This window comes from Micrococcus sp. 63XJN7_8_ISO-PGPR-S23-253, from assembly GCF_056173425.1.
In genome coordinates this window covers 769264-795538 of the sequence record NZ_CM149673.1, presented here as the reverse complement: position 1 = coordinate 795538, position 26275 = coordinate 769264, and the positions used below count along the sequence as shown (strand labels likewise).

General features: G+C 74.8%; 20 protein-coding genes and 1 tRNA gene. 10 read left to right on the top strand and 11 right to left on the bottom strand.

All coding sequences use genetic code 11. The features are described 5' to 3' along the window. Genes mnmA through AC0VX4_RS03745 form a run of 4 tightly spaced genes read right to left on the bottom strand, consistent with a single transcriptional unit; the run spans position 1 to position 4457 of the window. The gene (gene mnmA, locus AC0VX4_RS03760) at positions 1–1137 is read right to left on the bottom strand and encodes a tRNA 2-thiouridine(34) synthase MnmA (RefSeq protein WP_041105223.1); all 1137 of its coding nucleotides are present in this window, start codon (positions 1135–1137) and stop codon (positions 1–3) included. 39 nt (positions 1138–1176) lie between these two features. Next, positions 1177–2379, bottom strand: a complete 1203-nt coding sequence (locus AC0VX4_RS03755) for a cysteine desulfurase family protein (RefSeq protein ID WP_475464606.1) — start codon at positions 2377–2379, stop codon at positions 1177–1179. A gap of 37 nt (positions 2380–2416) precedes the next feature. After that, positions 2417–3106 (bottom strand): potassium channel family protein, encoded by a 690-nt coding sequence (locus AC0VX4_RS03750; protein ID WP_475464605.1) that lies wholly within the window; start codon positions 3104–3106, stop codon positions 2417–2419. Next, complete coding sequence (locus tag AC0VX4_RS03745) at positions 3099–4457, bottom strand: TrkH family potassium uptake protein (protein ID WP_227449234.1); 1359 nt, start codon at positions 4455–4457, stop codon at positions 3099–3101. The genes AC0VX4_RS03750 and AC0VX4_RS03745 overlap by 8 nt, the downstream gene beginning before the upstream one ends. 65 nt (positions 4458–4522) lie before the next feature. Here AC0VX4_RS03745 and folP point away from each other — a divergent pair, with 65 nt between their 5' ends. The 5 genes from folP to AC0VX4_RS03720 are packed head-to-tail and all read left to right on the top strand — an operon-like array spanning position 4523 to position 9297. Next, positions 4523–5515 (top strand): dihydropteroate synthase, encoded by a 993-nt coding sequence (gene folP, locus AC0VX4_RS03740; protein WP_230278117.1) that lies wholly within the window; start codon positions 4523–4525, stop codon positions 5513–5515. Beyond that, positions 5512–6303 carry a pyrimidine reductase family protein gene (locus AC0VX4_RS03735; RefSeq protein WP_475464604.1) on the top strand — a complete coding sequence of 264 codons (792 nt, stop codon included), beginning with the start codon at positions 5512–5514 and terminating at the stop codon, positions 6301–6303. The genes folP and AC0VX4_RS03735 overlap by 4 nt, the downstream gene beginning before the upstream one ends. Beyond that, positions 6300–7256: a J domain-containing protein gene (locus AC0VX4_RS03730; RefSeq protein WP_475464603.1), complete on the top strand. Its 957-nt coding sequence runs from the start codon at positions 6300–6302 to the stop codon at positions 7254–7256. The genes AC0VX4_RS03735 and AC0VX4_RS03730 overlap by 4 nt, the downstream gene beginning before the upstream one ends. A gap of 39 nt (positions 7257–7295) precedes the next feature. Then, positions 7296–7856, top strand: a complete 561-nt coding sequence (locus tag AC0VX4_RS03725) for a tRNA (cytidine(34)-2'-O)-methyltransferase (protein ID WP_475464602.1) — start codon at positions 7296–7298, stop codon at positions 7854–7856. A gap of 7 nt (positions 7857–7863) precedes the next feature. Then, positions 7864–9297: an anti-sigma factor gene (locus AC0VX4_RS03720; protein WP_475464601.1), complete on the top strand. Its 1434-nt coding sequence runs from the start codon at positions 7864–7866 to the stop codon at positions 9295–9297. Positions 9298–9359: 62 nt separating this feature from the next. Here the strand turns inward: AC0VX4_RS03720 and AC0VX4_RS03715 are convergent, their stop codons facing one another. Together AC0VX4_RS03715 and AC0VX4_RS03710 are read right to left on the bottom strand one after the other, a co-directional pair. Beyond that, positions 9360–10139 carry a PIG-L deacetylase family protein gene (locus AC0VX4_RS03715; RefSeq protein WP_206396233.1) on the bottom strand — a complete coding sequence of 260 codons (780 nt, stop codon included), beginning with the start codon at positions 10137–10139 and terminating at the stop codon, positions 9360–9362. After that, a complete protein-coding gene (locus AC0VX4_RS03710) occupies positions 10136–11416 on the bottom strand; it encodes a S1C family serine protease (protein WP_475464600.1) in 1281 nt (426 codons plus the stop codon). The genes AC0VX4_RS03715 and AC0VX4_RS03710 overlap by 4 nt, the downstream gene beginning before the upstream one ends. Before the next feature lie 258 nt (positions 11417–11674). On the opposite strand from AC0VX4_RS03710, the gene AC0VX4_RS03705 reads away from it, so the two are divergent. The 3 genes from AC0VX4_RS03705 (at position 11675) to AC0VX4_RS03695 (ending at position 16322) form a co-directional block, all read left to right on the top strand. Further along, positions 11675–13807, top strand: coding sequence for a TPM domain-containing protein (locus tag AC0VX4_RS03705; protein ID WP_363739228.1), 2133 nt, complete (start codon positions 11675–11677; stop codon positions 13805–13807). 116 nt (positions 13808–13923) lie between these two features. Continuing rightward, positions 13924–14742 (top strand): PspA/IM30 family protein, encoded by an 819-nt coding sequence (locus AC0VX4_RS03700; RefSeq protein ID WP_049161342.1) that lies wholly within the window; start codon positions 13924–13926, stop codon positions 14740–14742. A 179-nt stretch (positions 14743–14921) separates the two neighbouring features. Further along, complete coding sequence (locus AC0VX4_RS03695; protein ID WP_475464599.1) at positions 14922–16322, top strand: sodium/glutamate symporter; 1401 nt, start codon at positions 14922–14924, stop codon at positions 16320–16322. Positions 16323–16447: 125 nt separating this feature from the next. On the opposite strand, the gene AC0VX4_RS03690 is transcribed toward AC0VX4_RS03695, so the two are convergent. From AC0VX4_RS03690 to AC0VX4_RS03680, 3 genes are all read right to left on the bottom strand, one after another. Next, positions 16448–16521 (bottom strand) — tRNA-Met (locus AC0VX4_RS03690). A 176-nt stretch (positions 16522–16697) separates the two neighbouring features. Then, positions 16698–19757 (bottom strand): UPF0182 family membrane protein, encoded by a 3060-nt coding sequence (locus AC0VX4_RS03685; RefSeq protein ID WP_475464598.1) that lies wholly within the window; start codon positions 19755–19757, stop codon positions 16698–16700. Between the two features lie 110 nt (positions 19758–19867). Then, positions 19868–20938: a YlbL family protein gene (locus AC0VX4_RS03680; RefSeq protein ID WP_232502377.1), complete on the bottom strand. Its 1071-nt coding sequence runs from the start codon at positions 20936–20938 to the stop codon at positions 19868–19870. Positions 20939–21134: 196 nt separating this feature from the next. Between AC0VX4_RS03680 and AC0VX4_RS03675 the strand changes: the two genes are divergently transcribed. Next, on the top strand, positions 21135–22535 hold the full coding sequence (locus tag AC0VX4_RS03675; protein ID WP_002854914.1) for a zinc-dependent metalloprotease: 1401 nt from the start codon (positions 21135–21137) through the stop codon (positions 22533–22535). Positions 22536–22599: 64 nt separating this feature from the next. Here the strand turns inward: AC0VX4_RS03675 and AC0VX4_RS03670 are convergent, their stop codons facing one another. Then, complete coding sequence (locus AC0VX4_RS03670) at positions 22600–23271, bottom strand: M48 metallopeptidase family protein (RefSeq protein WP_002854916.1); 672 nt, start codon at positions 23269–23271, stop codon at positions 22600–22602. Between the two features lie 97 nt (positions 23272–23368). Between AC0VX4_RS03670 and AC0VX4_RS03665 the strand changes: the two genes are divergently transcribed. Then, positions 23369–24097 carry a ThiF family adenylyltransferase gene (locus tag AC0VX4_RS03665; RefSeq protein ID WP_002854918.1) on the top strand — a complete coding sequence of 243 codons (729 nt, stop codon included), beginning with the start codon at positions 23369–23371 and terminating at the stop codon, positions 24095–24097. 42 nt (positions 24098–24139) lie between these two features. On the opposite strand, the gene AC0VX4_RS03660 is transcribed toward AC0VX4_RS03665, so the two are convergent. Further along, on the bottom strand, positions 24140–26269 hold the full coding sequence (locus AC0VX4_RS03660) for an ATP-dependent DNA helicase UvrD2 (RefSeq protein ID WP_002854920.1): 2130 nt from the start codon (positions 26267–26269) through the stop codon (positions 24140–24142). Positions 26270–26275 lie beyond the last annotated feature (6 nt).

Below are 26275 nucleotides of genomic sequence, written 5' to 3'. Positions count from 1 at the left end.
CTACGCATCCGCGGGGGCGGACAGCCGGGCATTGCGGGCGGTGTCGATGGTGGCCTGGCCGAGCACGCGGGTGCCCCGGTACAGGACGGCCGTCTGACCGGGAGCCACGCCGCGCAGGGGGCGCACAGGCTCGATCTCCCACCCCGGATGCCCCGCCGCGTCCGCGCGCTGGCGGGCGCGGGCCTCGACGATCTCGCCGTGGGCCCGGAACTGCAGCGCACAGTCGAACCAGGCACCCGTGCGGGCTTCGGGCACCGGGGCGCCGGCCCACGACGGTCGGATGCCGGTGATGCGGTCGACGTCGAGCAGCTCACGCCCGCCGACGACCACGGTGTTCTCCTTGGGCCGCACCTCGAGCACGAACCGGGGCTTGCCGTCGGGCGCGGGACGGCCGATGGCCAGGCCCTTGCGCTGGCCGACCGTGAACGCCTGGGCGCCCGCGTGGGTGCCGAGCTCCTGTCCCTCCGCGTCCACGATGGGGCCGGGGGCCAGGTCGATGCGCTCGGCCAGCCAGCCGCGGGTGTCGCCGTCGGGGATGAAGCAGATGTCGTGGGAGTCCGGCTTCGCCGCCACGGACAGGCCGCGCTCGGCCGCCTCGGCGCGCACGAGCTCCTTGGACGGCGTGTCCGCGAGCGGGAAGAGGCAGTGGGCGAGCTGATCCGCGGTCAGCACGCCGAGCACGTAGGACTGGTCCTTCGCGTCGTCCGCGGCGCGGTGCAGCTCCAGCGAGCCGTCCGGACCGGGCCGCACGGCGGCGTAGTGGCCGGTGCAGACGGCGTCGAAGCCCAGCTCGAGGGCACGCTCGAGCAGCGCCGCGAACTTGATGCGCTCGTTGCAGCGCATGCACGGGTTGGGCGTGCGGCCGGCCTCGTACTCGGCCACGAAGTCGTCCACGACGTCCTCCGCGAACCGCTCGGAGAAGTCCCACGTGTAGAAGGGGATGCCGAGCCGCTCACACGCGCGCCACGCGTCCGAGGCGTCCTCGATGGTGCAGCAGCCGCGCGAGCCGGTGCGCAGGGTGCCGGGCATGCGAGACAGGGCCAGGTGGACGCCGACGACGTCGTGCCCGGCGTCCACGGCACGCGCCGCGGCGACGGCGGAGTCGACTCCCCCGGACATGGCGGCCAGGACCTTCACGGGCGGACTCCTCTCTCGACGGCGGACGGGCGGTCCAGTCTAGACGCCCGGCCCCAGCAGCGTCCGCAGCGCGTCGATGAGCGCGGCCGCCTCGGCCTGCGTCGTCGTCCGGCCGAGGGTGAACCGCTGGGTGGCCCGCGCGTCGGCCTCCGTCCGCCCCGGCAGGGCCGCGACCACGTGCGACGGCTCGGCCACCCCGGCGGTGCACGCCGACCCGGACGAGGTGTCCAGCCCGGCCATGTCGAAGGAGAACAGCAGCGCGTCCGCCGTCCGGCCCGGCACGGTGATGTGGACGTTGCCGGGCAGTCGGCGCGTCCCCGGCGGCAGCGGCTGCCCCGTCGCCGGGTCGAGGTCCCGCGGCCCGGTCAGGCGCACCCCGTCCAGGGCGTCGACGGCGGCGATCACCTCGTCCCGCAGCCCGCCCAGGCGGGCGGCCTCGGCGGGCTGCTCCGCGACGGCCTCCGCCACGGCGGCCGCGAGCGCGGCGGCCAGGGCCACCGAGACCGTGCCCGAGCGCAGGCGGCGTTCCTGGCCGCCGCCGTGCACCACGGCCTCCAGCGTGACGTCCCGGCGTACGAGCAGGGCGCCGACACCCACGGGGGCGCCGACCTTGTGCCCCGAGACGGCCAGGGTCGCGGCCCCGGACGCGGCGAAGTCCACGGGAACCGCCCCGAGGGCCTGGACGGCGTCGGTGTGCATCGGGACCCCGTGGTCGGCCGCGAGCCGGGCGGCCTCGGCCACGGGCTGGACCGTGCCGATCTCGTTGTTGGCCCACATCAGCGTGGCCAGGGCGGTCCGCTCGGGCGCGGTCGCCAGCGCGGCCCCCCATGCGGCGAGGTCGACCCGCCCGTCGTCGTCGACCGGGACGAGCACCGGCTCGGCGCCCTCGTGCGCGGCGAGCCAGTCCACCACGTCGAGGACCGCGTGGTGCTCGATGCCGGTCAGCACGATCCGGGTGCGCTCCGGCGCGGCCGCGCGGCGGGCCCGGTACAGCCCCTGGACGGCGAGGTTGTCCGCCTCGGTGCCCCCGGACGTGAGGATCACCTCGGTGGGGTGCGCCCCGAGCGCCGCGGCGATGCGCTCCCGCGCCTCCTCGAGGCGCAGCTTGGCCCGGCGGCCCGAGGCGTGGAGGGAGGCCGGGTTGCCCGGCAGCGCGGCCGCCTCGGCCAGGGCCGCGAGTGCGGTGGGGCGCACGGTCGTGGTGGCGGCGTGGTCCAGGTGCACGCGGTCCGGGGTGGTCACCCGGCCAGTCTAGGAGCCGCGCCGGATGTGCCCCGGCTCAGTCCCGGGCGAGGAACCGCTCGACGTCGCGGGTCGGGCCCACCAGGAGGATCGTGTCCTCGGGCTCGAGGACGTAGTGACTCGGCGGGTAGAGCCACGTGCCGCGGCTGCGGACGGCGACCACGCGCATGCCCTGCTCCCCCGCGAGCCCGGTGGCTCGCAGGTCCCTGCCCAGCAGGCGCGACGGCGGCGTGGCCCGGACCATGGCCAGGCCCGGCTCGACCTCGACGAAGTCCTGGAAGGACGTGCTGACCAGGTGCGCCACGCGGCGGCCCATGTCCCGCTCCGGGTGGACCACGTGCTCCACGCCGAGCTGACGCAGGATCTCGCCGTGGCGGTCGTCGTTGGCCTTGGCCCAGAGCTGGTGCGTCCCGAACCGCCGCATCAGGGAGGCGGTGAGGATCGAGTCGGCGAGGTCGCCGCCGATGGCGACGACGACGTGGTCCATCTCGTGGACCGAGAGCTGGCGCATCGCCTCCTCGTCCGTGCTGTCCGCGCGGACGACGTGGGTCAGCCGGCCGTTGAGCGCCTGGACGGCCCCGGGATCGGCGTCGACCCCCAGCACGTGGCAGTCGGACTCCATGAGCTCGAGGGCGACCCCGGAGCCGAACCGGCCGAGCCCGAGGACGGCCACGGTGGGGCGGTCGCCCCGGCGGGGGGCGAACAGGGAACGGGTGAGATCAGCCAATGAGGGGCCTCTCCTTCGGGTACTCGAAGTGGCGGGTGCGGTCGGTCAGGGCCAGGCTGCCGGCGACGGTGGCGGGGCCGATGCGGCCGACGAACATGAGGAGCATGAGGATGCCCTGCGCGGCCGGCGGCAGCTGGGCGGTGATGCCGGTGGACAGCCCCACCGTGCCGAACGCGGACACGCACTCGAACAGGATCTGGTCGGTCGTGAACGAGGACAGGCCCATGATCGCCATCGTGGCGACGGCGATCGCGGTCGCGGAGAGCATGATCACGGTGATCGCCTCGCGGTGCGTGGTCCGGGAGAGTCGGCGGCCGAACGCATGGACGGCGCCCTCCCCCCGGATCTCCGCGAGCACGATGAACAGCAGGACGCTGGCCGTCGTGATCTTCACGCCAGAGGCGGTGCCGGCGGGGCCGCCGCCGATGAACATGAGCACGTCGGTGCCGAAGAGCGTCACGGGATGCATCTGCCCGTAGTCCAGGGTGTTGAAGCCGGCGGTGCGGGTCGTGACGGACTGGAAGAACGCCGCGAGCACGCGCGAGGCCGGGTCCAGACCGCCCAGGGTCCGCGGGTTGGACCACTCGAGGACGAGGTACAGGAGCGTGCCGCCCACCAGCAGCACCGCGGTGCCCGCGAGCACGAGCCGGACCGTGAGGTTCCACCGCTCGGGTCGGCGCAGGTCTCGCCGCAGGGTCAGCACGACCGGCAGGCCCAGGCCGCCCAAGATGATCGCCGCCGCGATCGGCAGGCAGATGAACGGGTCCGAGACGAAGCCCATGAGGTTGTCGCTGAACAGCGCGAACCCGGCGTTGTTGAACGCGGAGACCGCGTGGAAGACCCCCTGCCACAGCGCCTGGCCCGGGGACATCCCCACGCCCAGCCAGAAGCGCAGGCTCAGCAGCAGCGCCACCGAGGCCTCGACGGCCGTGGAGTACAGGACCAGGGCCCGCAGCACCCGCGGCACGTCCCCGATCCCCTCGGCCCGGGTGGAGGCCGCGGCGTCGAGGCGCTGGGTGAGGCCGAGCCGCCGGAGGATCACCAGCCCCAGCAGCGACGTGAACGTCATGACGCCCAGGCCCCCGAGCTTGATGAGCGCGAGGATCACGACCTGGCCCAGGGGTGTCCAGAACGTCTGGGTGTCCACGACGCCGAGGCCCGTCACCGTGGTGGCGCTGGTCGCCGTGAACGCGGCCTCCAGCGGGGTGGGCGCGCGGCCCTGATACGAGGCGGGCAGCAGCAGTGCGCCGGTGCCCGTCACGATGACGACGAGGAAGGACCCGACCACGAGCTGGGTCGGACGGATGCGGGGCCGGCGCGGGCCGACCCGCGGCGACGAGGTGGATGCCACGGGAGGGAAACATAGTCCTCCCGGGGCGCACTGTCACCGTGCGGCGCCGGTGGTTGAATGGGCGGGTGCCGACCCCCTCCGTCCCCCTCGTCCACCCGGTGCACCGGTTCGCCCACCACGAGATCGACTTCCGCCGCCGGATCGTCACGATGGCCGTGGTCAACCGCACCCCGGACTCCTTCTACGACGACGGCGCCGGCGCCGTCCTGGAGGACGCCCTCGCCCAGGCCCACGCCGCGGCGGACGCCGGAGCTGAGTGGGTCGACGTCGGCGGCGTGCCGTTCGCGCCCGGGGCGGAGCTCGACCCGGCCGAGGAGGCGGCGCGGGTGGTCCCCCTGATCGCGGCCCTGCGGAGCGGGGACGGAGCCGGGTCCTCCGAGGCGTCGCGCCGGCTGATCCTCTCGGCGGACACGTTCCAGCCGGCCGTGGCCGAGGCGGCCCTGGCCGCGGGGGCGGACGTCGTCAACGACACCACGGGACTGTTCCACGCGGACCTGGGCCGGGTGGTGGCCGCCGCGGGCGCGCACCTCGTGGTCACCCACTCCCTCGCCCACGTGCGCGGACCCCGGGCCGTGGTCCCCCGGCCGACCTACGGCGACGTCGTCACGGAGGTCCGCGACCACCTGCGGCGCACCGTCGACCGGGCCGTGGCGCTCGGCGTCCCGGAGGAGAGGATCATCGTGGACCCCGGCCACGATCTGAACAAGAACACCCGGCACACCCTCGAGATCACGCGGCGGCTGGACGAGATCGCCGCCCTGGGGCTGCCCGTGCTGGCTGCGGTCTCCAACAAGGACTTCGTCGGCGAGAGCCTGGACCGGCACCGGCACGAGCGCCTGCCCGGCTCGCTGGCCGCGGCCGCGGCCTGCGTGTACGGCGGCGCCCGGATCCTGCGCATGCACGACGCCGACGCCTCCGTCTCGGCGGCCCGCATGCTCGAGTGCGTGTTCGGGTGGCGTCAGCCGGCGCGCCTGGTCCACAACATGGGTCAGGAGAACCCGCCGCCGGACCGCAGCACCCTGACCGAACACCGCGCCCGCCGCGGGGTGCGGGCATGAGACGGCTGACCGAGACCGGCCCCGGCCTGGACGACGACGCCCTCCGCGCCGCCCTCGCGGCCCCGACGGCCGAAGACACCGGCCCCGGAGCCTGGGTCCGCGTCGTGTTCATCGCCTCCGCCGACGGCGCGGCCACCCTGGACGGCCGTGCCGGCGGGCTCGGCTCCCCCGCGGACCAACGGCTGCTCTCGCTGTCCCGGCACGACGCCGACGTCGTGCTCGTGGGGGCCGGGACCATCCGGGCCGAGGGCTACGAGGGAGCGCTGCTGTCCGAGGAGGACCGGCGTCGACGCGCGCAGGCCGGCGGGCCCGCGGACCCGCCCGTGGCCGTGGTCAGCGGCAGCCTGGACCTGGACCCGGAGTCCGCGTTCTTCACGGCCGCCCCGGTGCGCCCCTGGATCCTCACGTCCCGGGCCGCCCTCGCGGCCGAGCCGGAGCGGGCGACGGCGCTGGCCGCGCGCGCGGACGTGCTGGCGGTCGGCCAGGAGCACGTGGACCCCCAGACCGTGGTGGGGACCCTGCACGCGCGCGGCGCCCGCGTCGTCCACTGCGAGGGCGGACCGCGCCTGTTCGGCAGCCTCGCGGCGGCCGGCCTCGTGGACGAGCTGCACCTCACCGTGGCGCCGCTGCTGGCCGGACCCGCCCCCAGCCGCGTCCTGACCGGGGAGGACGGCCCCGGCCTCCCGGCCCGGCTGCAGCTGGTCCAGGTGCTCCACGACGACGGCATGCTGTTCCTGCGCCTGCACCACGAGCGGCACGCCTCCCCCGGCCCGGACCCCACGCCGTGAGCGCGGCCGAGGAGCACCGCACCGCCTACGAGGTCCTGGGCGTGCCCCGCGACGCGACGGCCGAGGAGGTCCGGCGGGCCTACCGCCGCGCGGCCCGGGCCGCGCACCCCGACGTCGGCGGCGACCCCGCCGCCTTCCGGGCCGTGACGCGGGCGTGGGACCTGCTCGGCGACGCCGAGGCCCGGCGCCGGTACGACCTCTCGCTGCCCGGACCCGACGTCGCCCGAGCCCGCGACCCCCGCGCGCGGGCCGGATCAGGGCGGCCGAGACCGTCGGGACCGTCCGGACGCGGCGAACGTGCCGCCCGCCCCGTGCGCTACGAGCCCCCGCCCGGCGAGGCGGAGGCCGACCCGACCGTGCTGGACCTGCCGCGATCGAGCCAACGCGTCCACGGGGCACCGCGGCCGCGCGGGATCCTGCCGGACGAGCACCGGGTCCTACGGCAGGCCCGCACCCTCGACGTGCTGCTGCGCCACGTGGCGGACGCGCTCCCGGCCGCCCGGGTCCTGACCGGGCTGCGGCTGGACGGGCGCTGGGGACGGCACCTCGACGTGGACCACGCGGTGCTGTGCGGCCACCGCCTGGCGCTGATCGGCTCCGTCATGGTCCCGGAGGGGACCTACACCTGGGACGGGTCGGACCTGCGCTCCCGGGGCCGTCCCGTGGCCCCGCCGCTGCTCGGCCCCGCGATGATGGCGTGGCAGCAGGCCCTGCCCCAGGTCACCGTCGGCGGCTTCGTGCACGTGATGACGGACCGCGACGCGCGGCACGCACCCGTGATCCGCCGCACCCGCGGCGCCGAGGCGCCGGAGGCGCAGGCCGACCTGCTCACCGCCCCGCCCGCGCCCGGGATCGCGTTCGCGCGCGAGGTCGCGCTCTTCCTGGGCACCGGCACGGACCCGGACCTCGTGGACCGACGCGCGCTCGGCGCGCTGGTCGACCGGCTCCACTGAGGCACCCCCCGCCCAGCGGCGCCCCACTAGGCTGAGCGGGTGCCCGACTCCCCCACCCCACCCCGCCCGAACCCGCACGAGGGCGCCGACCGCGCCCCGGCGCCCGGCACCCCCGGCTTCCGGATCCTGCTGCTCACCCCCGAGATCCCCGGCAACACCGGCAACGCGATCCGGCTCGCCGCCCTCACGGGGGCCGAGCTGCACCTCGTGGAGCCGCTGGGCTTCGGGTTCGAGGACGCCCACCTGCGCCGCGCCGGCCTGGACTACCACGACCTCGCGGTGGTGACGGTGCACCCGGACCTCGACGCGGCGCTCGCAGCCCTCGCCCCCGCCCGCGTGCTGGCCTTCACCGCGCGGGGGTCCGTGCGGCACGACCGGGTCGCCTACCGGTCCGGAGACGTGCTGCTCTTCGGCCGCGAGTCCACCGGCCTGCCGGAGGAGGTGCTGGCCGACCCGCGGGTCACCGAGACCGTCTGCCTGCCCATGCAGCCGGCCCGTCGGTCCCTGAACCTGGCGAACGCCATCTCCATCGCCGTGTACGAGGCCTGGCGCCAGCACGACTTCGCCGGGTCCGCTGCCCACCCCGATTCCCTAGACTGAGGCCACCATGCAGACTCCTGACGCGTCCGAGCCCCACGCCGACCGCCCCGACGACGCCGGCCAGCCCGCCCTGGACACCCTCCTGCGCCGCAGCGCCGAGGGCGACCGGGCGGCCTTCTCCGCGTTCTACGACGCCACGGTCCCGTGGGTGCACGGCCTGGCCGAGGCGATGTTCGGCCCCGGCGACGACGCCGCCGCGGCCACCGTCCGCACCTACCTGACCGCGTGGGAGGAGGCGTCTGAGGCCGGCCTCGACCTGAGCGAGCAGGACGACGCGACCCACCGCGAACGCCAGGTGTTCACGTGGCTCGAGGTCCTCGCCCACCGCGTGATGACCTCGCTGCGGCGCGCGGGCGGCTCCGCGACCGCCCCGGGTGTGGACCGGTCTGGCCCGGCCGGCCCCGCCGCGCTGCCGGAGGACCTCGTGGACCGGGTGGACCCGGACGCGTTCGAGGCCGTGCGACTGGCGTGGCTGGGCGGCTGCACCGACCGGGAGGTCGCCGATCGGCTGGGTCTGCCGGCCGACCGGGCCCGCACCCTCCTGCGTGACGGCGTGCGGCAGGTCGTCGCGGCCCGCCGCGACCTCACGCAGGACGCCGCCCGGCCGTCCGCGCCGGCCCCGACGACCGACCCGGCACTCGGCGCGGGCGTGCGCGAGGACGTGGACGCCGGCCGCACACTCGAGCTGGCCGACCTCGCGGCCGTGCACGCCCTCGACACGGCCGGGCACACCGCGGCGTTCTCCGCCGTGCAGCGGCGGGGCGGCGAGCTGGCCCGGTGGCGCTCCCGGGTGGACGGGGCGCGCCGGGCGGTGGCCTGGGCGTTCCGCTCCGTGACGGCCGAGCCGCCGTCGGCCCTGCTGGAGGAGGTCCTTCGCCGCCTGCCCGCCCAGGACGTGGGCATGGACCTGATCGGCGACGAGTCGGCCCCCGCCGGCCCGCCGCGGGACCGCCTGCGCTGGCTCAAGGTGACGGCGCTCGTGCTGCTCGCGGCCCTCGTGCTCGGCGTCGGCGGGTGGACGGTGTGGAGTCAGTTCACGCGGCCGGGCATCGTGCACCGCATCGACCAGTCGAAGGACCTGTTCACGACCTCGGAGTACCCGGCCCAGGACGGCGGGACCGTCCAGGCGTTCCTGTCCCGGGAGCAGAACAGCGGCTACCTGATGATCAGCGGGATGCCGCAGCTGTCGGAGGGTCAGTCCTACCAGCTGTGGCTCTACCCCTCGGACGGCACGGCCCCGGCCTCGCTCGGCACGTTCGACGCCAACGGCTTCGGCGAGCCCGTGACCTTCCGGGGGCTGGACCGCTTCGCGGCGATGGGCATCTCCGTGGAGCCCAGCTCGGGCTCCGAGGTGCCGACGTCGGAGCCCGTCGTCGGCGTGGACCTCGACCCCACCGCGCAGACCGGCCCGCGCTACGGCGGGCGGCCGAGCAACAACTGAGTCCCCGGAGCGGAGGGGCCGACGACGCATCGCGTCGTCGGCCCTTCCCCTGTGGGGGCGGTTCAGAACCCGGCGATGGTGCTCGGACCGTTGACCGTGACCAGGTGGAACGCCTCGGCGTGGCCCGGCCCGGCGGCCGGGCCGGCGGCGTGCCGGTGATGTTCGGCCATCTGGGCGAGCACGTGCCGCCGCATCGCGTCGACGTCCGGGTGCTGGGAGAGGTGGGCGTCGAGGGCGCGCAGCTTCTGCTCCGCCAGCCCCGTGACGTCCACGACCGTGTTCCGGCGTGCGGCGGGGGCGGCGTACAGCAGCAGGTTCCGGATCTTGAACGCCTCCAGCCCCTCCGCCGCGAGCTCCGGGTACGCGTACGGGTTCTCGACCGCCGGGTACGCGGCGCGCACCACGGCCTCGCCGCAGGCGAGGTGGTCCGGGTGGGCGGCCTGCATCCGCTCCCAGTCCCGCTCCGGGTGGGTGCTGAGGACGACGTCCGGGCGGACGCGGCGCATCAGCGCCACGAGCTTGCGGCGCACGCCGTGGTCCGGCTCGAGGTGTCCGTCACGCTCGCCGAGGAAGTGGACCTCGGCGGCCCCGACGACGGCGGCGGCCGCGCGCTGTTCGGCGTGCCGGCGGGCGGTCATCGCCTCGGGGCCCTCCGAGTCGAAGCCGCCGGCGTCCCCGTCCGTCACGATGCACAGCTCGATGTGCAGCCCGGCCGCGCGGAAGCCGGCCAGGGTGGCGGCGGCCCCGAAGTCGAGGTCGTCCGGGTGGGCGCCGACGGCCAGCACCCGGCGCCAGCCGTGGTGGGCGGCGAGCGCGGCGGGGGTGGTGAGCGTGGTGGTCACGAGCGGGTGTCCTCCGTGAACGTCACCTCGGTCTTCTGCTCCGCGCCGTCGCGGAGGTAGGTGACGTCCACCGAGTCTCCCACGCGGTGCTCGCGGACGACGGCGGTGAGGGACTCGGAGTCGATCACCGCGCGGTCGCCGACGGCGGTGATCACGTCGCCCTCCTTCAGCCCGGCCGCGTCGGCCGCCGACCCTCCCACGACCTGCTGGACGCGGGCGCCGTCGCTGAACACGGTCTGAGCGTTCTCGCCGCCGCCCTGCACCTCGGCGGGCTCCGGGGTGACGCTGACGCCGAGCATGGCGTGCGTGGCCTCGCCGTGGTCGATCAGGTCCTGCGCGATCCGCTGGGCGTAGTCCACGGGGATGGCGAAGCCGACCCCGATGTTGCCCGCCTCGCTCTGGTCCTGGCCGGCCGAGGCGATCGCGACGTTCACGCCCACGAGGCGGCCCTCGGCATCGACGAGCGCTCCCCCGGAGTTGCCGGGGTTGATGGCGGCGTCGGTCTGCAGCACGTTGATGTACACCTCGCCCTGGGTGCCCTGCGGGGTGCCGGGCAGCTGGAAACGGTACTGATCGGTGCCGGAGGACGAGCCGGAGCTCTCGCCCTGCGACGGGGGCGCCTCGGAGGACGCCACCGCGATGGTCCGGTCCAGGGTGGAGATGATCCCGTCGGTCACGGTGTTCGGCAGGCCCAGGGGGGCGCCGAGGGCCACGGCCTCGTCCCCGACCTTCAAGTCCCCGGACCGGCCGATCTGGATGGGGGTGAGGTCCGGGGCGTCGATCTTGATGACGGCCAGGTCGGACAGCGGGTCGGTGCCCACGACGGTGGCCGCGTAGACCTCCCCGTCCGAGGTGCGCACCGTCAGCTCGGCGTCGTTGGCCTGGCCGCCGAGGGTGACCACGTGGGTGTTCGTGAGGATGTGCCCCTCCGTGTCCAGGATCGACCCGGAGCCGGAGCCGGAGGCGGAGGCCGACGTCGCGGAGATGGTCACCACGGAGGGCAGCGCCGTCTTCGCGGCGTTCCCGACGGCGGTGTCCGCCACGGGCTGTCCCCCGGCCTCGGCCGAGGTGCCCGTCGCCGACGAGGACGCGGAGCTCGCGGCCTCGGACGCGGCCGCGCCGCCGTCCTCGGCGACCGCGCAGCCGGAGAGCCCCACCACGAGCACGGCCGCGGCGAGCAGGCCCGCCCCGGCACGGGCGCGGGCCTGGGGGCGGGGACGCGCGACGGGGCGGGCCGTCGGCACGGGGGGCTGGGTGGGGGCTGCGGTCTGGTCCACGGGGTCCTCGCTTCGGGTCGGGCCCCGGGCGGTCGACACGGCCGCCCGTCGTCTTGCGGACGCGCGCCCCGGGGCGCGTCCATGCTGACGTGCATGGCTGAACGCCGCCTGGACGTCGGCCGAACATCCTCTCCTCCGACGGTCCCGGCCGCTCGGGATCCCTGGTGCCCGATTCCCACGCCGCCCTACACTCAACCCCAGGATCCGGCGGGTCCGCCCGGTGCGGCGGCTCGCCTCAGCCGTCGAAGGAGACCCCGCATGACCGTGTCCGCCCGCCCCGCCGATGTCGGCCGTCTGGCGCGTGCCGTGACCGCCGCGGGCCTGGGAGGCGTGGGCCTCCTGGTGGCGGCGCCCGCCGCGCACGCCGTGGCGGTGCCGCCGGGCGTGTACGTGGTGGACGAGGCCGGCGTGCTCTCGACCTCGGATGAGCAGCGGCTGACCCAGGAGATCCAGGACCTGCGTCGGGACACCGGGCAGGGACTGTACGTCGTCTACGTGGATGAGTTCAGCACGGACGCCCAGACGCTGGCCCAGGACGTGGCGCGCCAGCGCGGGCTCGGGACGAACGACTCGGTCCTGGCGATCGCGGTCGAGGAGCGTGCCTATGGGCTGGACAGCGGCGGGGACGCGGACCTGCAGAACCAGGTGACGCGGACCTACGTGGGTCCGGAGCTGTCCAAGATCGGCACGGACCCCGGCTCGGCCGACTGGCTCGCGGCGGGCACCGCCGCGGTGCAGGGGCTCGACGACGCCGCCGACGGCACGCTCGACGGCACGGGGGCCAGCGGGGCCGAGTACGACCCGGCCGGCGCCCTGCCGGCCGGCACCACGGGCGGCGGGAGCACGGCCCAGACCGACTCCGACGGCGGTGGGGCCCTGACGGCGGTCCTCGGCGCGGGCGCGGTGGCCGCGGCCGTGGGCGGCGGCGTGCTCGTGGCCCGCAGTCGGAGGCGCACACAGGGCGGCGGGGTCGAACGGAGCCGCACCGAGGAGGCCCGCCGCGATCCCCTCGACGAGCTCAGCGTGGAGCAGCTGCGCACCCAGGCCGGCTCGAAGCTCGTGGCCGCGGACGACGCCATCCGCTCCTCGGAGCAGGAGCTGGGCTTCGCCGAGGCGTCCTACGGGGAGAAGTCCGTGGCGACGTTCCGCGAGGACATCGACCAGGCCAAGGAGCACATGCGGGCCTCGTTCCAGCTCCAGCACCAGCTCGACGACGAGATCCCGGACACCGAGGCCGAGCAGCGTGCCTGGCTCAAGGAGATCATCCAGCGCAGCGAGGCCGTGGGTGCGTCCCTGGCGGCGCACAAGAAGGAGTTCGACTCCCTGCGCGACCTCGAGAACCAGGTGCCCGAGGCCGTCGAGCGCGTCGACGCCCGCCTGCCCGAAGCCCGGTCCCGGGTGCAGGACGCCGAGTCGGCGATCGCCGCGCTGCAGAGCCAGTACGCGGAGTCCGCCCTCGCCGAGGTCGCGGACAACGCGGCGCAGGCCCGAGAGCGGCTCGAGTTCGTGGAGACCGCCGTCGCGAAGGCGCGGAGCGCGTGGGACGCCCAGGACCGCTCCACGGCGGCGCTGGCCGTGCGTGCCGCCGAGGAGGCGCTCAGCCAGGTGGACACGCTCACGGAGGCGGTGGGCAAGGCCGAGGGATCCCTGCGGGCCATGTTGAGCAACCTGCAGACGGGCCTCGCCCAGTCCGAGCAGGACGTGGCCGAGGCCGAGGCGCTGGTGGCCAACGGGTCGCACCCCGAGCTGGCCGGCCCGGTGGCGGGGATGAAGACCGCCGTGAACGCGGTGCGCCAGGCCCTCGCGGCCGGCCGCCCGGACCCCCTGGAGCTGCTCCACCAGCTCGAGGCCGCGCACCGCCAGCTCAACACCCCGCTGGCCGGCGTCCGCGACGCTCGCGAGCAGGCCCGCCAGGCCTCCCAGGTGCTCACCTCCACGACCGCCCAGGCACAGGCGCAGATCGACGGCACGGCCGACTTCATCGGCGCCCGGCGCGGTGCGGTGGGCTCGGAGGCCCGGACCCGTCTCGCGGAGGCCGACCACACGCTGCGTTCGGCGATCAGCCTCGGCCGCACCGACCCCGTGGCCGCCCTCCAGCAGGCGCAGCGCGCCTCCCAGCTGGCCGAGCGCGCGAGCGAGCTGGCCCGCGCGGACGTCGAGGGCTTCGGCTACGGCCCCGGCATGGGCGGCATGTACGGCGCACGCCCGCGCGCCGGAGTGGGCGGCAGCTTCGGCGGCGGCCTCGGCGGGGCACTGCTCGGCGGCATCCTGATGAACTCGATCCTGAACAGCGGCCACGGCGACAGCTGGGGCGGCGGCGGCTTCGGCGGGTTCGACGGCGGCGGCCTCGGCGGCGGCGACTTCGGCGACATCTCCGGCGGCGGCTTCTGACCGCCGCCCCATGAACTCCGGCGCCCCGGGCGCCGGCCCGGCCCGCACGCGCGGGACGGGGTGGACGCAGGCCGACGGTCTGCGCTGACGTGAAAGACCGACGAAAGGCAGACACCATGGTCAAGCAGTCCATCTTCGGCCGCATCAGCACGCTGGCGAAGGCCAACATCAACGCGATGCTGGACAAGGCCGAGGACCCCCAGAAGATGCTGGACCAGATGGTCCGCGACTACACGAACAACATCGCGGAGGCCGAGGCCGCCGTCGCCCAGACCATCGGCAACCTGCGGATGATCGAGGACGACTACCGCGAGGACCAGGACGCGTCCCGCAGCTGGGGCCAGAAGGCGCTGGCCGCCTCCCAGAAGGCCGACGACTTCCGCACCAAGGGCGACACCGCCTCGGCGGACAAGTTCGACAACCTCGCCAAGGTGGCCATCGAGCGCCAGATGGACTTCGAGCGCCAGGCGAAGTCCGCGGAGCCGACCATCGCCTCGCAGCGCGAGATCGTGGAGCGCCTGAAGACCGGTCTGGACCAGATGAAGGTCAAGCGACAGCAGCTGGTCGCCAAGCGCGACGAGCTGACCGCCCGCGCCAAGTCCGCCCACGCCCAGTCCGCGGTGGCCGACGCCGTGAAGTCGATCGACCTGCTGGACCCGACCTCCGAGGTCTCCCGCTTCGAGGAGAAGGTCCGTCGCGAGGAGGCCCGCGTGCGCGGCCAGCAGGAGATCGCCGCCTCCTCCCTCGACGCCCAGTTCGAGTCCCTCGAGGACCTCGGCGAGAAGACCGAGGTGGAGGCCCGCCTCGCCGCCCTCAAGGCCGGCGGCGCCGGCCAGGCCGCCCTGACCTCGGGCGACGGCGACGCCGATGAGACCCTCACCCTCGACTACGCGGCCGAGGGGACCGCCGAGGAGACCGGCACCGCCCGCGGCTGACCCCGCCCCGCCCCACGGCCCGTCGCCCGGCCCACGCCGGTGCGGCGGGCCGTCCTCATGTGCCCCGGCCCGGTGCTCCTCCCGGTTGCGCCCCGGCCCCCGCGCGCCTTTGGTAGTGTCCCGGGGTCCCTCGGCACGCTCCGTGGGGCTCCCCCGTCCCCGCACAGAGGAAGATCCCCATGCAAGAGCAGTTCACGGCCTGGTCCGTGCTGGTCGACGCCGGCCTCATCGGCGCGCTCCTGGCCGTGGGCACGCTGGCCCGTGCCGTCATCACGCCCCTCCAGACCCTCATGATCCCGGCCTCCGTCATCGCCGGCATCCTGGGCCTGGCCCTCGGCCCGAACGGCCTGGGATGGCTGCCGTTCAGCTCCCAGCTGGGCACGTACGGCTCGATCCTGATCGTCATCGTGTTCGTGTGCATCGCGCTCACCGACGACTTCGACGTCCGCAAGATCGGCCGCCCCGTGGGTGCGTTCGCGTCCTACGGCGTGCTGATCTACGCCTCCCAGGTGGCTATCGGCGCCCTCGTCACGTTGGTCCTCCTGCAGCCGCTGTTCGACGCGCCCGACTCGTTCGCCGCCCTGCTGTTCGCCGGCTGGGCGGGCGGCTTCGGCTCCGCGGCCGCCGTGGGCCAGGCGTACGCGGCCAACGGCGATGCGACCGTCACCTCGCTGGCCTACACCTCGGCCACGGTCGGCATGATCGTCGGCGTGGTGGGCGGCATCATCCAGGCCAAGATCGGCGCGCAGCGCGGCCACGCGCAGGAGTTCGCGGGCCTGACCTCCATCCCGGAAGAGCTGCGCACCGGGGTGCTGAACCAGGTGGAGGAACGCCCGGTCATCGGCCGGCACACCTTCTCGGCGGCCTCGGTGGAGTCCCTGGCCTTCCAGATCGGCGTCGTCGCGATGATCGCGGCGGCCGCGCACGGCGTCGTCTCCTGGATCACGGCCGCGTGGCCGAGCGTCGTGGGTGAGGACGGACCCCAGCTGATCATCCCCGCGTTCGCGATCGCGTTCCTCCTCGGCCTGATCGCCCGCGTCCTGTTCCAGGCCACGAAGACGGCGAAGTTCCTCGACCCGGGCTCGCTGAACTCGGTGTCCGGCACCGCCACGGACATCCTCATCGTCTGCGGCATCGCCGCGATCGCCCCGACCGTGGTCGTGGACTACTGGCAGCCGCTGCTGCTCCTGTTCGTGATCGGCCTCGCGCTGGCCCTGTTCCTGGGGATCGCCGTGGCGCCGCGCGTCATGACCGACGCGTGGTTCGAGAAGCAGCTGTTCACGTGGGGCTGGGCCACCGGCGCCGTCGCCACGGGCGTGGCCATGCTGCGCATCGTGGACCCGAAGCTGAAGTCCGGGACCATGGAGCAGTTCGGGGTGGCGTACATCCCGGTGGTGCCCGTGGAGATCGCGGCGGTGTCCTTCGTGCCGCTGCTGCTCATCGCGGGCCTGTCCTGGGCCGTCGTCGGCATCTGGGGCGCCATCGCGGTCGCCGCGATCATCGCGGCCGTCTGGCTGCGCCGCACCGATCCGGGCCGCCGCACGCCGGCCCAGCAGGCGGTCCGGGCCTCGAGCCGCTGACGCTCCCCCGCCGATCGTCCGAGGGCGGTCGGCTCGCCCGCCGGCACCGTGCCGGCGGGCCGGGGCGACCGGGCCCGGACATGCGAGAAGGCCCCCAGCAGATGCTGGGGGCCTTCTCCTTCTCGTTGCGGGGGCAGGATTTGAACCTGCGACCTCCGGGTTATGAGCCCGGCGAGCTACCGAACTGCTCCACCCCGCGGCGACTCCTAGAACTATACATACCTGTTCCGATGAGTTCAAATCGGCGTCAGCACCCCGCCATCCGGCGGCCATGCGGCGGCCACCTGCCCCGAGACGACAGCGGCCCCGACCACGCGCGGTGCGTGGCCGGGGCTGCCGTCGACGGTCCGGCGGGCCCGGCCCGCCGGCGCCGGCTCAGCCGCTCGGCGTCGGGCTGGGGCTCGACGACGGCGCGGGGCTCGCCTCGGCCGGGGCCTGCTCCTGGGCGGGCGCGTCGCCGCCCAGGGCGTCGTCGGCGGCGGTGGCACGCTTCAGGGCCTCGTTGAGACGCTTCTGCTGCTCGCCGTAGCCGGCCCAGTCGCCCTCGGCCAGACGCTCCTGGCCCTGGACCAGGGCGTCCTGAGCCTCCTCGAGGGCCGCCGAGAGCTCCTCCTCGACCGTGCCCGGAGCCGTCGGCTTCTCGCCCGGTGAGGGCGCCTCCGCCTGGTTCTCCTCCGGGGTGACCGCGCCCGAGTCGCCGTCGAACACCTGGTCCAGGGCCTCCTGGAGGGTGTCCGCGAAGCCGACCTTGTCGCCGAAGGAGACGAGCACCTTGCGCAGCGTCGGGTAGGTGGTGCCGCCCGAGGAGCGGACGTACACCGGCTGGACGTAGAGGATGCCGCCGGCCACCGGCAGGGTGATCATGTTGCCGTTGAGCACCTCGGACGCGCCCTGGCGCAGCAGGTTCAGCTCCCGCGAGACGTCCGCGTTCGAGTCGAAGTTCGCCTGCGCCTGGCCAGGGCCGGGCACCGTGGTGGACCGCGGCAGCTCGAGCAGTCGGAGCTTCCCGTAGCCCTCGGCCTTCACGCCGTCCTCCCCCGAGCCGGCGTCGCCGGTGGCGGAGAGGAAGCCGTAGAGCACGTTGCGCTGCTGGGCACCGTCCGTGATCTGCGGGATGTAGCTGCTGGTGAGGGAGAACGCCGGCTCGTCCTGGCCGGGCATCTGCAGCGTCATGTAGTACGGCGGCTGCTTGACGTCCTCCTCGCGCGTGGGGTCCGAGGGCACGGACCACGCGTCGTTGTTCTCGTAGAAGTCGTCCGCATCGGTCACGTGGTAGCGGCCGAGCAGCTCGCGCTGGACCTTGAACATGTCCTCCGGGTAGCGGACGTGGTCCATGAGTCCGGCGCTCATCTCCGAGTACGGGCGCAGCGAGGACGGGTACACGTTCTGCCAGGCCCGCAGCAGCGGATCCTGGTCGTCCCACGCGTAGAGGGACACCGAGCCGTCGTACGCGTCCACCGTCGCCTTCACCGAGTTGCGGATGTAGTTCACCCGGCCCTGCAGCGCCGGGTTCTGGCCCTGGCTCAGGGAGTCCACCGTGACCTCGCCCAGCTGCTGGGCGGTGGAGTACGGGAACTGGTCCGAGGTCGTGTAGGCGTCCACGATCCACTGCACGCGGCCATCGACGATCGCCGGGTAGGGGGCGGTGTCCACCGTCAGGTAGGGCGCGACCTTGCGGACGCGCTCGGCCGGGTCGCGGTCGTAGAGGATCTGCGAGGCCTCGTTCACGTCCGAGGACAGCACCAGCTCGGGCGAGCCGAACTTCACCGCGTATGCGAGCCGGTTGAACAGGTTGCCCACCGAGGGGCCGCCGTCGCCGGAGAAGGTGTACGCCGTGTCCTCCTGGGAGTCGGCCGTCTGCGGCCGGTCGCGTTCGACGGCCGGCGCGCCCTCGGGCGCACCCACCACCGAGTACGAGGGCGAGTTGTGCCCGAAGTAGATGCGCGGCTCGTAGTCCTGGTCGGAGGCCAGCGGCCCGCGCGTCGGGATCTCGGAGAGCAGCCACTGGGGCCGGCCGCCGGCCGCGACCTCGGAGGCGTCGGCCACGACCATGCCGTAGCCGTGCGTGTAGATGGTGTGGCGGTTCACCCACGACTGGGAGTCGTCCACGTTGACGTCACGGGCCGCCAGGATGGTGTCCCGCGTCTGGCCGTCCACCTCGTAGCGGTCCACGTGCAGGGTGGTGGGGAACGAGTAGTACGGACGGAACTGCTGGAGCTGCCCGAAGGTCTGGGAGATCAGGTTCGGGTCCATGAGACGGACGTTGGCCGTGTTGGCCTCCTCGCCCGCCAGGGCCCCGGCCTCGGTGTCCGTGGCGCCCTCGTAGTTCGTCACCTCGACGTCGTCCAGGCCGTACGCCTCGCGCGTCATGGCGATGTTCCGCTCGATGTACTGGGATTCGAGCGTGCGCTCGGACGGCTTCACCTGGTACTCCTGCACGATGAAGGGGTACGCCGTGCCCACCACGAGCGCCGTGATGACCAGGACCGCGGTGCCGATCAGCGACAGCCGCCACCGGCCCGAGACCACCGTCCACACGAACAGGCCGGCCACGATCGCGGCGGTGACCGCCAGGATCGCCGACGTCGGGATGACCGCGTTCACGTCGGTGTAGAGCGCGCCGGCCCAGTTGCCGGTCTGCGACTGCGTGGTGCGGTAGCGGTTGAGCCAGAAGTTGACGCCCTGCAGCAGCAGGAACACGGCCAGGGTGATGCCGATGTGGGCGCGCGCCGCCGGGGTGATCCGCACGCCGCCGCCCTCCTCCACGCGCACCGCGCCGTACAGGTAGTGCACGAGCAGACCGGTGATGCCGGAGACCAGGACCACCGAGATCAGGTACCCGACCACGAGCGTCAGGAACGGCAGGGTGGCCATGAAGAACATGAGGTCCAGGCCGAACTCCGGGTCCGCCTGGCCGTAGGGCACCTGGTTCAGGAACAGCAGGACTGTGTTCCACCCGTTCATCGCGGTGGAGCCGGCGAACACGCCGAGCACGAGCGGGACACCCAGGAACACCAGGCGCCGGATGGGCTCCAGCTGGCGCTGGGCCTGGCTGAGCGAGTCCCGCGCGGCCGCGGACGCGTCCGCGGGGCGGTGGCGCCAGGCCGTGCGGATCGCCAGCCACACGGCGAGGGCCATCCCGAGCCCGGCGATCAGGAACAGCGCGGCCTTGGTGACGACCTCGGTCCAGAAGACCTCGGTGAAGCCCAGCTGCGAGAACCACAGCACGTCCGTGTAGACGTTCGTGAACACCACGAACAGCCCCACGAGCACGGCCACCGCGATGATGGTCAGCACGAGCGCGCTCGGCCGGCCCGGCCGGCCCCTGCCCCGCGCGGCGGAGGACCCGCCCCCGCCGAACGGACCCCCGGCGGTCCCGCCGCCGTCACGGGGCGGGCCGCCGAACGGTCCGCCGCCTCCCTGTCCGAAGCTCACTGCTCTGTCCTCTTCCCTCCCGCGTCCGCGGGGCTCTGCTCCGGTCCGGGGCGCTGCGCCCCGGCCATGTCGTCCGGTCTGGTGGTCTGGTGGTCCTGGTGTGCGTCGGCTCAGCCGCACGTCCGGGCGGCGGCCGGGGTCTCCCCCCGGGCCACCGCCTCGACGATGTCGCGGGCCTGGCCCAGCGTGTCCACGGGGTACACCGTGAGACCCTCGGGAACACGGCCGGCCAGCTCCTCGCAGTTCGCCGTGGGGGCGAGGAACGTCGTGGCCCCCGCCTCCGCGGCGCCGCGCACCTTCTGCGGGATCCCGCCGATGGGACCCACGACGCCGTCCCCCGTGATCGTGCCCGTTCCGGCGATCGGGGCGCCCCCCGTCATCGCCCCCGGGGTCAGCCGCTCGATCACGGTGAGCGCGAACATCAGACCCGCCGAGGGTCCGCCGATGTCCGGCACGGTCAGCTCGACGTCCACCGGGACGTCGTAGGCGGTCTCGATCAGGGCCCCCATCTGCCACGGCTGGGGTGCGCCCTCGGGGGCGGCCGCCACCGGCACCTCGAGGTCCTGCTCCACGCCGTCGCGGCGGACCGTCAGCGTGATCGGGTCGGGCCCCGCGGCCCCGACGGCGGCGCGCACGGCCTCCAGGTCGGCCACGGGCCGTCCCTCGGCGGCGATCACCTCGTCCCCGGCCCGCAGGACGCCCTCGGCGGGCCCGCCGGGCACGAGCTGCTGCACGACGAGCCGCTGGGGCACCTCGCGGCCGAGCTCGTGCAGGGCCGCGGCGGTCGCGGTCTGCTGGGAGTCCGACATGGCCGCCGAATTGGCCTCGCCGACCTCGTCGGAGGTGACGCCGGTGGGGTACATCAGCTCGCGCGGGACCACGTCCACGGCGGGGTCCGTCAGGCCGCGGCCGAGGTCGAGCAGGGAGGTGGTGCTGATGGGCGGGCCCCCGACCATCACGGTGGTCATGTCCAGGGTCCCCTCACCCGGGTCCGCCTCGCCGCCCTCGACGCGCAGCACGGGTCGACCCTCGCGTTCGCCCAGCAGGTCCACGGCGGGGCCGGGGCCCTCGAGGATGTAGGGGGTGGGGGCCAGCAGTGCCAGCCCGGCGCTGCCCAGGGCGAGCCACCCGGAGAAGGGCACGCGGGCGACGCGGGTGGTCCTCGGGGGCACTGCGCGCACGCGACACCGTCTTTCCTGGGGGTCCTGATCGGGCCGTCCTCGCCGCCGGGCACGTGCCGCGCGGCGACGGTCACACCAGTCTACGCGGGGCCGCGACCCCCGCCTGCCCCGCGCGATGCCGTGCGCCATGGGCGAACCGCGCCGCCGCGACGTCGGGAGGGCGGGCGCGCCGCGCCGACGCGGATACGCTGGAGACATGAGCAACGACGCGCGCACGCCCGGATCCGACGACGGCCGCGACCCCCTGGAGGAGATGCTGCGGCAGCTCTTCGGCGGCCAGGGCCCCGACCCGGACGAAGTCCGACGCGCCATGGAGGGCCTGGGCGGCCCCGGCGGGGTGCCCTTCGACCCGTCCCAGCTGAATCCGGCCATGATGCAGCAGGCCATGGCCCAGTTCCAGGCGATGATGAGCTCCGGCTCCGGCTCGGACGGCCCCGTGAACTGGACTCTGGCGAAGCAGGCCGCCCGCCAGGCCGTGGCCGGCGAGGACCCGGCCGTCGGCTCGTTCGCGCGACGCGAGGTGGACGAGGCGCTGCGGCTGGCCGAGCTGTGGCTCGACGGCGTCACGCAGACCGAGCCCGTCGGCAGCGTCGGCGTGGCCTGGTCCCGTGCCGAGTGGGTCGAGGCGACCATGGACCAGTGGCGCCGGCTCACCGAGCCCGTGGCCGTCTCGATGTCCCGCGCGATGTCCGCGGCCATCGAACAGCAGCTGCCGGGCCAGCTCCCCGAGGGCATGGACGCCTCCCTGCTCGGCGGGCTGCAGCCCATGCTGAAGAACATGGGCGGCACGATGTTCGGCCTGCAGCTCGGCGGCGCCGTGGGCGCCCTGGGCAAGGAGGTGCTCTCGGGCACGGACATCGGCCTGCCCGTCGCCGGCCACCGCCTCGCCCTCGTCCCCGTGAACATCGAGGAGTTCGGCGACGGGCTCTCGGTGCCGGACGACCAGATCCGCATCTACCTGGCCCTGCGCGAGACCGCACGCATGCGCCTGTTCCTGCACTCGCCGTGGCTCGAGCGGGACCTGTACGCCGCCGTCGAGCAGTACGCCGCGGGCATCCGCCTGGACACCGAGGGCATCGAGCGGGCCGCGCAGTCGGTGGACCCGATGGACCCCGGCTCCCTGCAGGCCGTGTTCGACGGGGCGTCCTTCATCGCCGCCCCGGACGCCACCCAGCAGGCCGCGCTGGACCAGCTGGAGCTGCTCGTCGCCCTCGTGGAGGGCTGGGTGGACGTGGTGGTCGCCGAGGCCGCGCGCCCGCTCGAGTCGGCGGCCGCCCTGCGCGAGACCATGAACCGCCGCCGCGCCTCGGGTGGCCCGGCCGAACAGGCCTTCGCCGCCCTCGTGGGCCTCGAGCTGCGCCCGCGCCGCCTGCGCGAGGCCGCCGCGTTCTGGGAGCACGTCACGGCCGAACACGGCACGGAGTACCGCGAGGAGATCTGGCGGCATCCCGAGCGTCAGCCCACGGCGGAGGACCTCGAGGACCCCGCCGGGTACGCCGGGCGCCGCTCCGCCGCGGACGCCAGCACCGAGTCCCTCGACGACGAGCTGCGCAAGCTCCTCGAGGGCGGCTTCGGCGACGCGCCGCGCGAGGGCTGAGCCCCTTTCGGCACGACGGCGGCGGGCGGTCCGGCACCTCGGGTGCGGGCCGCCCGCCGTCGTGTCAGCCCGCGTCCTCGTCCTCCGCCCACCGGTCCGGCGCCGTGCGACCGCGGCCCTCGGCGAAGGTGACCCCGTCGAGGAAGGCCATCGCCTCGGCATAGCGCGGGTACCGGTCCACGAGGCGCCGGAAGGCCGGGCCGTGACCGGACTCCAGCAGGTGGGCCAGCTCGTGGACGAGCACCGCCGCCACCACCCAGTCCGGCATGCCGCGCAGCTGCGTCGAGAGCCGGATGGTGCCGCGGGCCGGCGTGCACGAGCCCCAGCGGCGGCGCTGCCGGGCCGACCACGTGACCGAGACCGGACGGGCCCGCCCGCCCAGGTGCGCCGCCGAGAGACGTCCCGCCCAGGCCAGGAGCGCGTCGTCGGAGCGGGTGTCGGCGGGGCGGCCGTCCGGGTCGGCCGCGGGCTGCCCCGTCCCGCCGCGTGCGCCCACCTTCGCGACCATCCGGCCGATCCACTCGCGCTCCTGCGCGGCCGAGAGCCGGGCCGGGACATTGACCTGCAGGCGGCCGTCGCGCCACGCCGCCGAGACGGTGCGGGTGCGGGCCGTGGAGCGCACGAGCCGCACGGGCGTGCCCTCCCAGTCCAGATCGATGCTCTCGCGGGCGGGACCGCGGTGGGCGGCCGGGACGGCACGGGGAGGGCGGCCGGGGGTGGGCGGGACAGGGCGCATCCGGCCATTGTCCGGCATGGGCCGCAGGCTGTGGACAATCCGGCGCGGTCCGGGAGTGCCCTGGCAGGGTGGGAGGCACCGAGCTGAGAGGAGAGCCGTGCGCACCGTCGCCGAGACCGTCACCACCGTCCCTCATGACGCCGCCGCGTCAGCGCTGGAGCCGGGGGCGTGGGCCCCGCCGACCGACGTCCATGTGGCGGGCCTCGACGCGGTGGGCGCGGCGATCGCCCACGCGCTGGCGGGGGCCGGGGCGCTGCGCCTGGCCCTGTGGGATCCGCGGCCCGTCGACGCCGCGGACCTGGGGACCGGCCTGCTGCCCGGGGACCTCGGTCGGCCCCGGGCGGGTGCGCTCGAGCGCCGGCTGGGCGATGTGGCCCCCGGGCTGCGCGTCTTCGCGCACCACGGCCCGGTGCCGGTGCTCGTGGGGCAGGCGACGGTGGCGGTGGGGTCCGTGCTCGACGCGGACCTGGCCGCGCAGGCCCTCGCCGCCGACCACCCGCTGCTGCCGGTCACGGTGGGGCCGAGAGCGGTCACGGTCGGACCGTGGTGCGCCCCCGGGGTGCGCGGGTGCCCGCTGTGCCGATGGCCTGCGGACCCGGCGGGCGTCCCCGGTGCCCCGACGGCGCCCGGCCCGTCGGCGCACCGGGGACAGGTGGACGGGCTCGCGGCGCTGCGGGCCGCCGTGCTGACGGTGGACGCCCTGCGGACCGGACCGGCCCCCGGCGTGCTGCGGGCCGATCGCGTGACGGGACGCACGCGCCGGGTGAAGGTCCGCCCCCGGCCCGGCTGCGCCTGCGACCCGGACGCGCTCGGCTGGGCGTTCTGACGGGAGCGGCGCCGCCGGCGGAACGGGGTGCGGGCCCGCGGCTCAGGCCGTCGGGGTGCCGTGCAGCAGCTCGAGCAGCTCCGGTCCGTGCTTCTCCAGCTTGGCCTTGCCGAGGCCGGGCACCTTCAGGAGCTCTGCCGGGGTCTTCGGCATGGCCTCGGCGATGGCCACGAGGGTGGCGTCCGTGAACACCACGAACGCAGGCATCCGCATCTCGGCGGCCGTGCGGGTGCGCCAGTCGCGCAGCTCCTCGAGCACCGCCTCGTCGTAGGTGGCGGGGCAGTCCAGGCAGCGGCCGACCTTGCGCTCGGCTCCCGTCTCGAGGGGCTTGCCACACGTGCGACACACGGCGACCTTCGCACCCCGGCGCCGCGGCGCCGTCGGGCCGGCCGCGGAACCACGGGCCGGGGCGTGCTCGCGGGTGCCGCCGAGGGTCGGGTCGATGGCCCACAGGAACCGGGAGGGCCGCCGGGTGGAGCGCCCGCCCGTGCCCCGCGAGAGCGTCCACGTCAGCGACAGGTGCTGGCGGGCACGCGTGATCCCCACGTAGAGCAGGCGCCGTTCCTCGTCCACCTCGGCCTGGGTCTCCGCGAAGGAGATCGGCATGAGCCCCTCGGACAGGCCCACGAGGAACACCGCGTCCCACTCGAGCCCCTTGGCGGAGTGCAGCGAGGCCAAGGTGATGCCCTGCACCGTCGGCGCGTGCTGGTGCTGGGCGCGCTCGTCGAGCTCGGCCACGAGCTCGGTCAGCGTGAACTCGGCCCCGCGCGTCGTGGCGAGCTGGTCGGCGAGGTTGACGAGGGCGTGCAGGGACTCCCACCGTTCACGGGCCGCGCCGGAGGCCGACGGCGGTTCGGCGGAGTAGCCGAGCGAGGAGAGCACGTCCCGCACCCGGTCCGTGACGTCGTCGCCCGTCAGGTCCTGGGCGGCGCGGGCGGCGGCCCGCAGCTGCAGGATGCCGTCGCGCACCTCGCGCCGGGAGAAGAACCGCTCGCCGCCGCGCAGCTGGTAGCCGATGCCCGCCGAGGACAGCGCCGTCTCGAAGGCCTGGGACTGGCCGTTGGTGCGGAACAGGACAGCGATCTCGGAGGCGGGCACGCCGTCGTCGATCAGCGCCGCGATCCGGTCCGCGACCCAGCCGGCTTCGGCCTCGTCGTCGGTGCACTCCGCGAACACGAGGTCGGGGCCGGCCGGCCGCTGGGAGACGAGCTCGAGAGGGTCGGGCCAGCGCGGCATCGTGCGGTCCCGCTCCCCCGCCTTGGTGCGGTCAGCCAGCAGGCGGTTGGCCGCCTCCACGATCTGCGGGCTGGACCGGTAGTCGCGCACGAGCCGGACCACCGTGGCCGCGGGGTACCGCTCACGGAAGTCGGTGAGGAAGCGGGAGGTCGCGCCCGTGAACGAGTAGATCGTCTGGGAGGCGTCGCCGACGACGCACAGGTCGCCGCGGTCGCCGAGCCAGAGGTCGAGCAGGCGGTGCTGCAGCGGCGAGACGTCCTGGTACTCGTCCACCACGAACACCCGGTACTGGTCCCGGATCGTGGCCGCGATCTGCGGCTCGGTGGACAGGATCCCCACGAGGATCAGCAGCACGTCCTCGAAGTCGATCATGTTCCGGGCCGTCTTGGCCTCCTCGTAGCCCGTGTAGAGACGGGCGACGGTGGTGGCGGTCCAGCCGGCGGGCATCTCCCGCTCCTTGGCGGCCTCCGCGTAGCCCTCGGGGGCGTGCAGGGAGACCTTGGCCCACTCGATCTCGCCGGCGAGGTCGCGCAGTCCGGCCCGGTCCACGGTCATCCGCATGCGCTGGGCGACCTCGGTGAGCAGGCGCACCTTGTTCTCGATCAGCGAGGGCATGGGGCCGCCCACGGCCTGGGGCCAGAAGTACTGCAGCTGGCGCAGGGCAGCGGAGTGGAAGGTGCGGGCCTGGACGCCGGCCACGCCGAGATCGCGCAGGCGGGTGCGCATCTCCGCGGCCGCGCGCGCCGTGAAGGTCAGGGCGAGGGTGCGGTGCGGGTCGAAGACGCCGGAGGCAACGCCGTAGGCGATGCGGTGCGTGATGGCGCGGGTCTTGCCGGTGCCGGCGCCGGCCAGGATGCAGACGGGCCCGTGCAGGGCCGTGGCGGCCCGGCGCTGCTCCGGGTCGAGGCCGCGGAGGATCTCGTCGGGAGTGCTCATGCGGGA

What these genes read in the sequence shown, in the direction of transcription:
- AC0VX4_RS03735 (WP_475464604.1), top strand. Translation starts at nt 5,512, where the DNA reads ATGAGACGGCTGACCGAGACCGGCCCCGGCCTGGACGACGACGCCCTC.
- AC0VX4_RS03720 (WP_475464601.1), top strand. Translation starts at nt 7,864, where the DNA reads ATGCAGACTCCTGACGCGTCCGAGCCCCACGCCGACCGCCCCGACGAC.
- AC0VX4_RS03705 (WP_363739228.1), top strand. Translation starts at nt 11,675, where the DNA reads ATGACCGTGTCCGCCCGCCCCGCCGATGTCGGCCGTCTGGCGCGTGCC.
- AC0VX4_RS03700 (WP_049161342.1), top strand. Translation starts at nt 13,924, where the DNA reads ATGGTCAAGCAGTCCATCTTCGGCCGCATCAGCACGCTGGCGAAGGCC.
- AC0VX4_RS03695 (WP_475464599.1), top strand. Translation starts at nt 14,922, where the DNA reads ATGCAAGAGCAGTTCACGGCCTGGTCCGTGCTGGTCGACGCCGGCCTC.
- AC0VX4_RS03675 (WP_002854914.1), top strand. Translation starts at nt 21,135, where the DNA reads ATGAGCAACGACGCGCGCACGCCCGGATCCGACGACGGCCGCGACCCC.
- AC0VX4_RS03670 (WP_002854916.1), bottom strand. Translation starts at nt 23,271, where the DNA reads ATGCGCCCTGTCCCGCCCACCCCCGGCCGCCCTCCCCGTGCCGTCCCG.
- AC0VX4_RS03660 (WP_002854920.1), bottom strand. Translation starts at nt 26,269, where the DNA reads ATGAGCACTCCCGACGAGATCCTCCGCGGCCTCGACCCGGAGCAGCGC.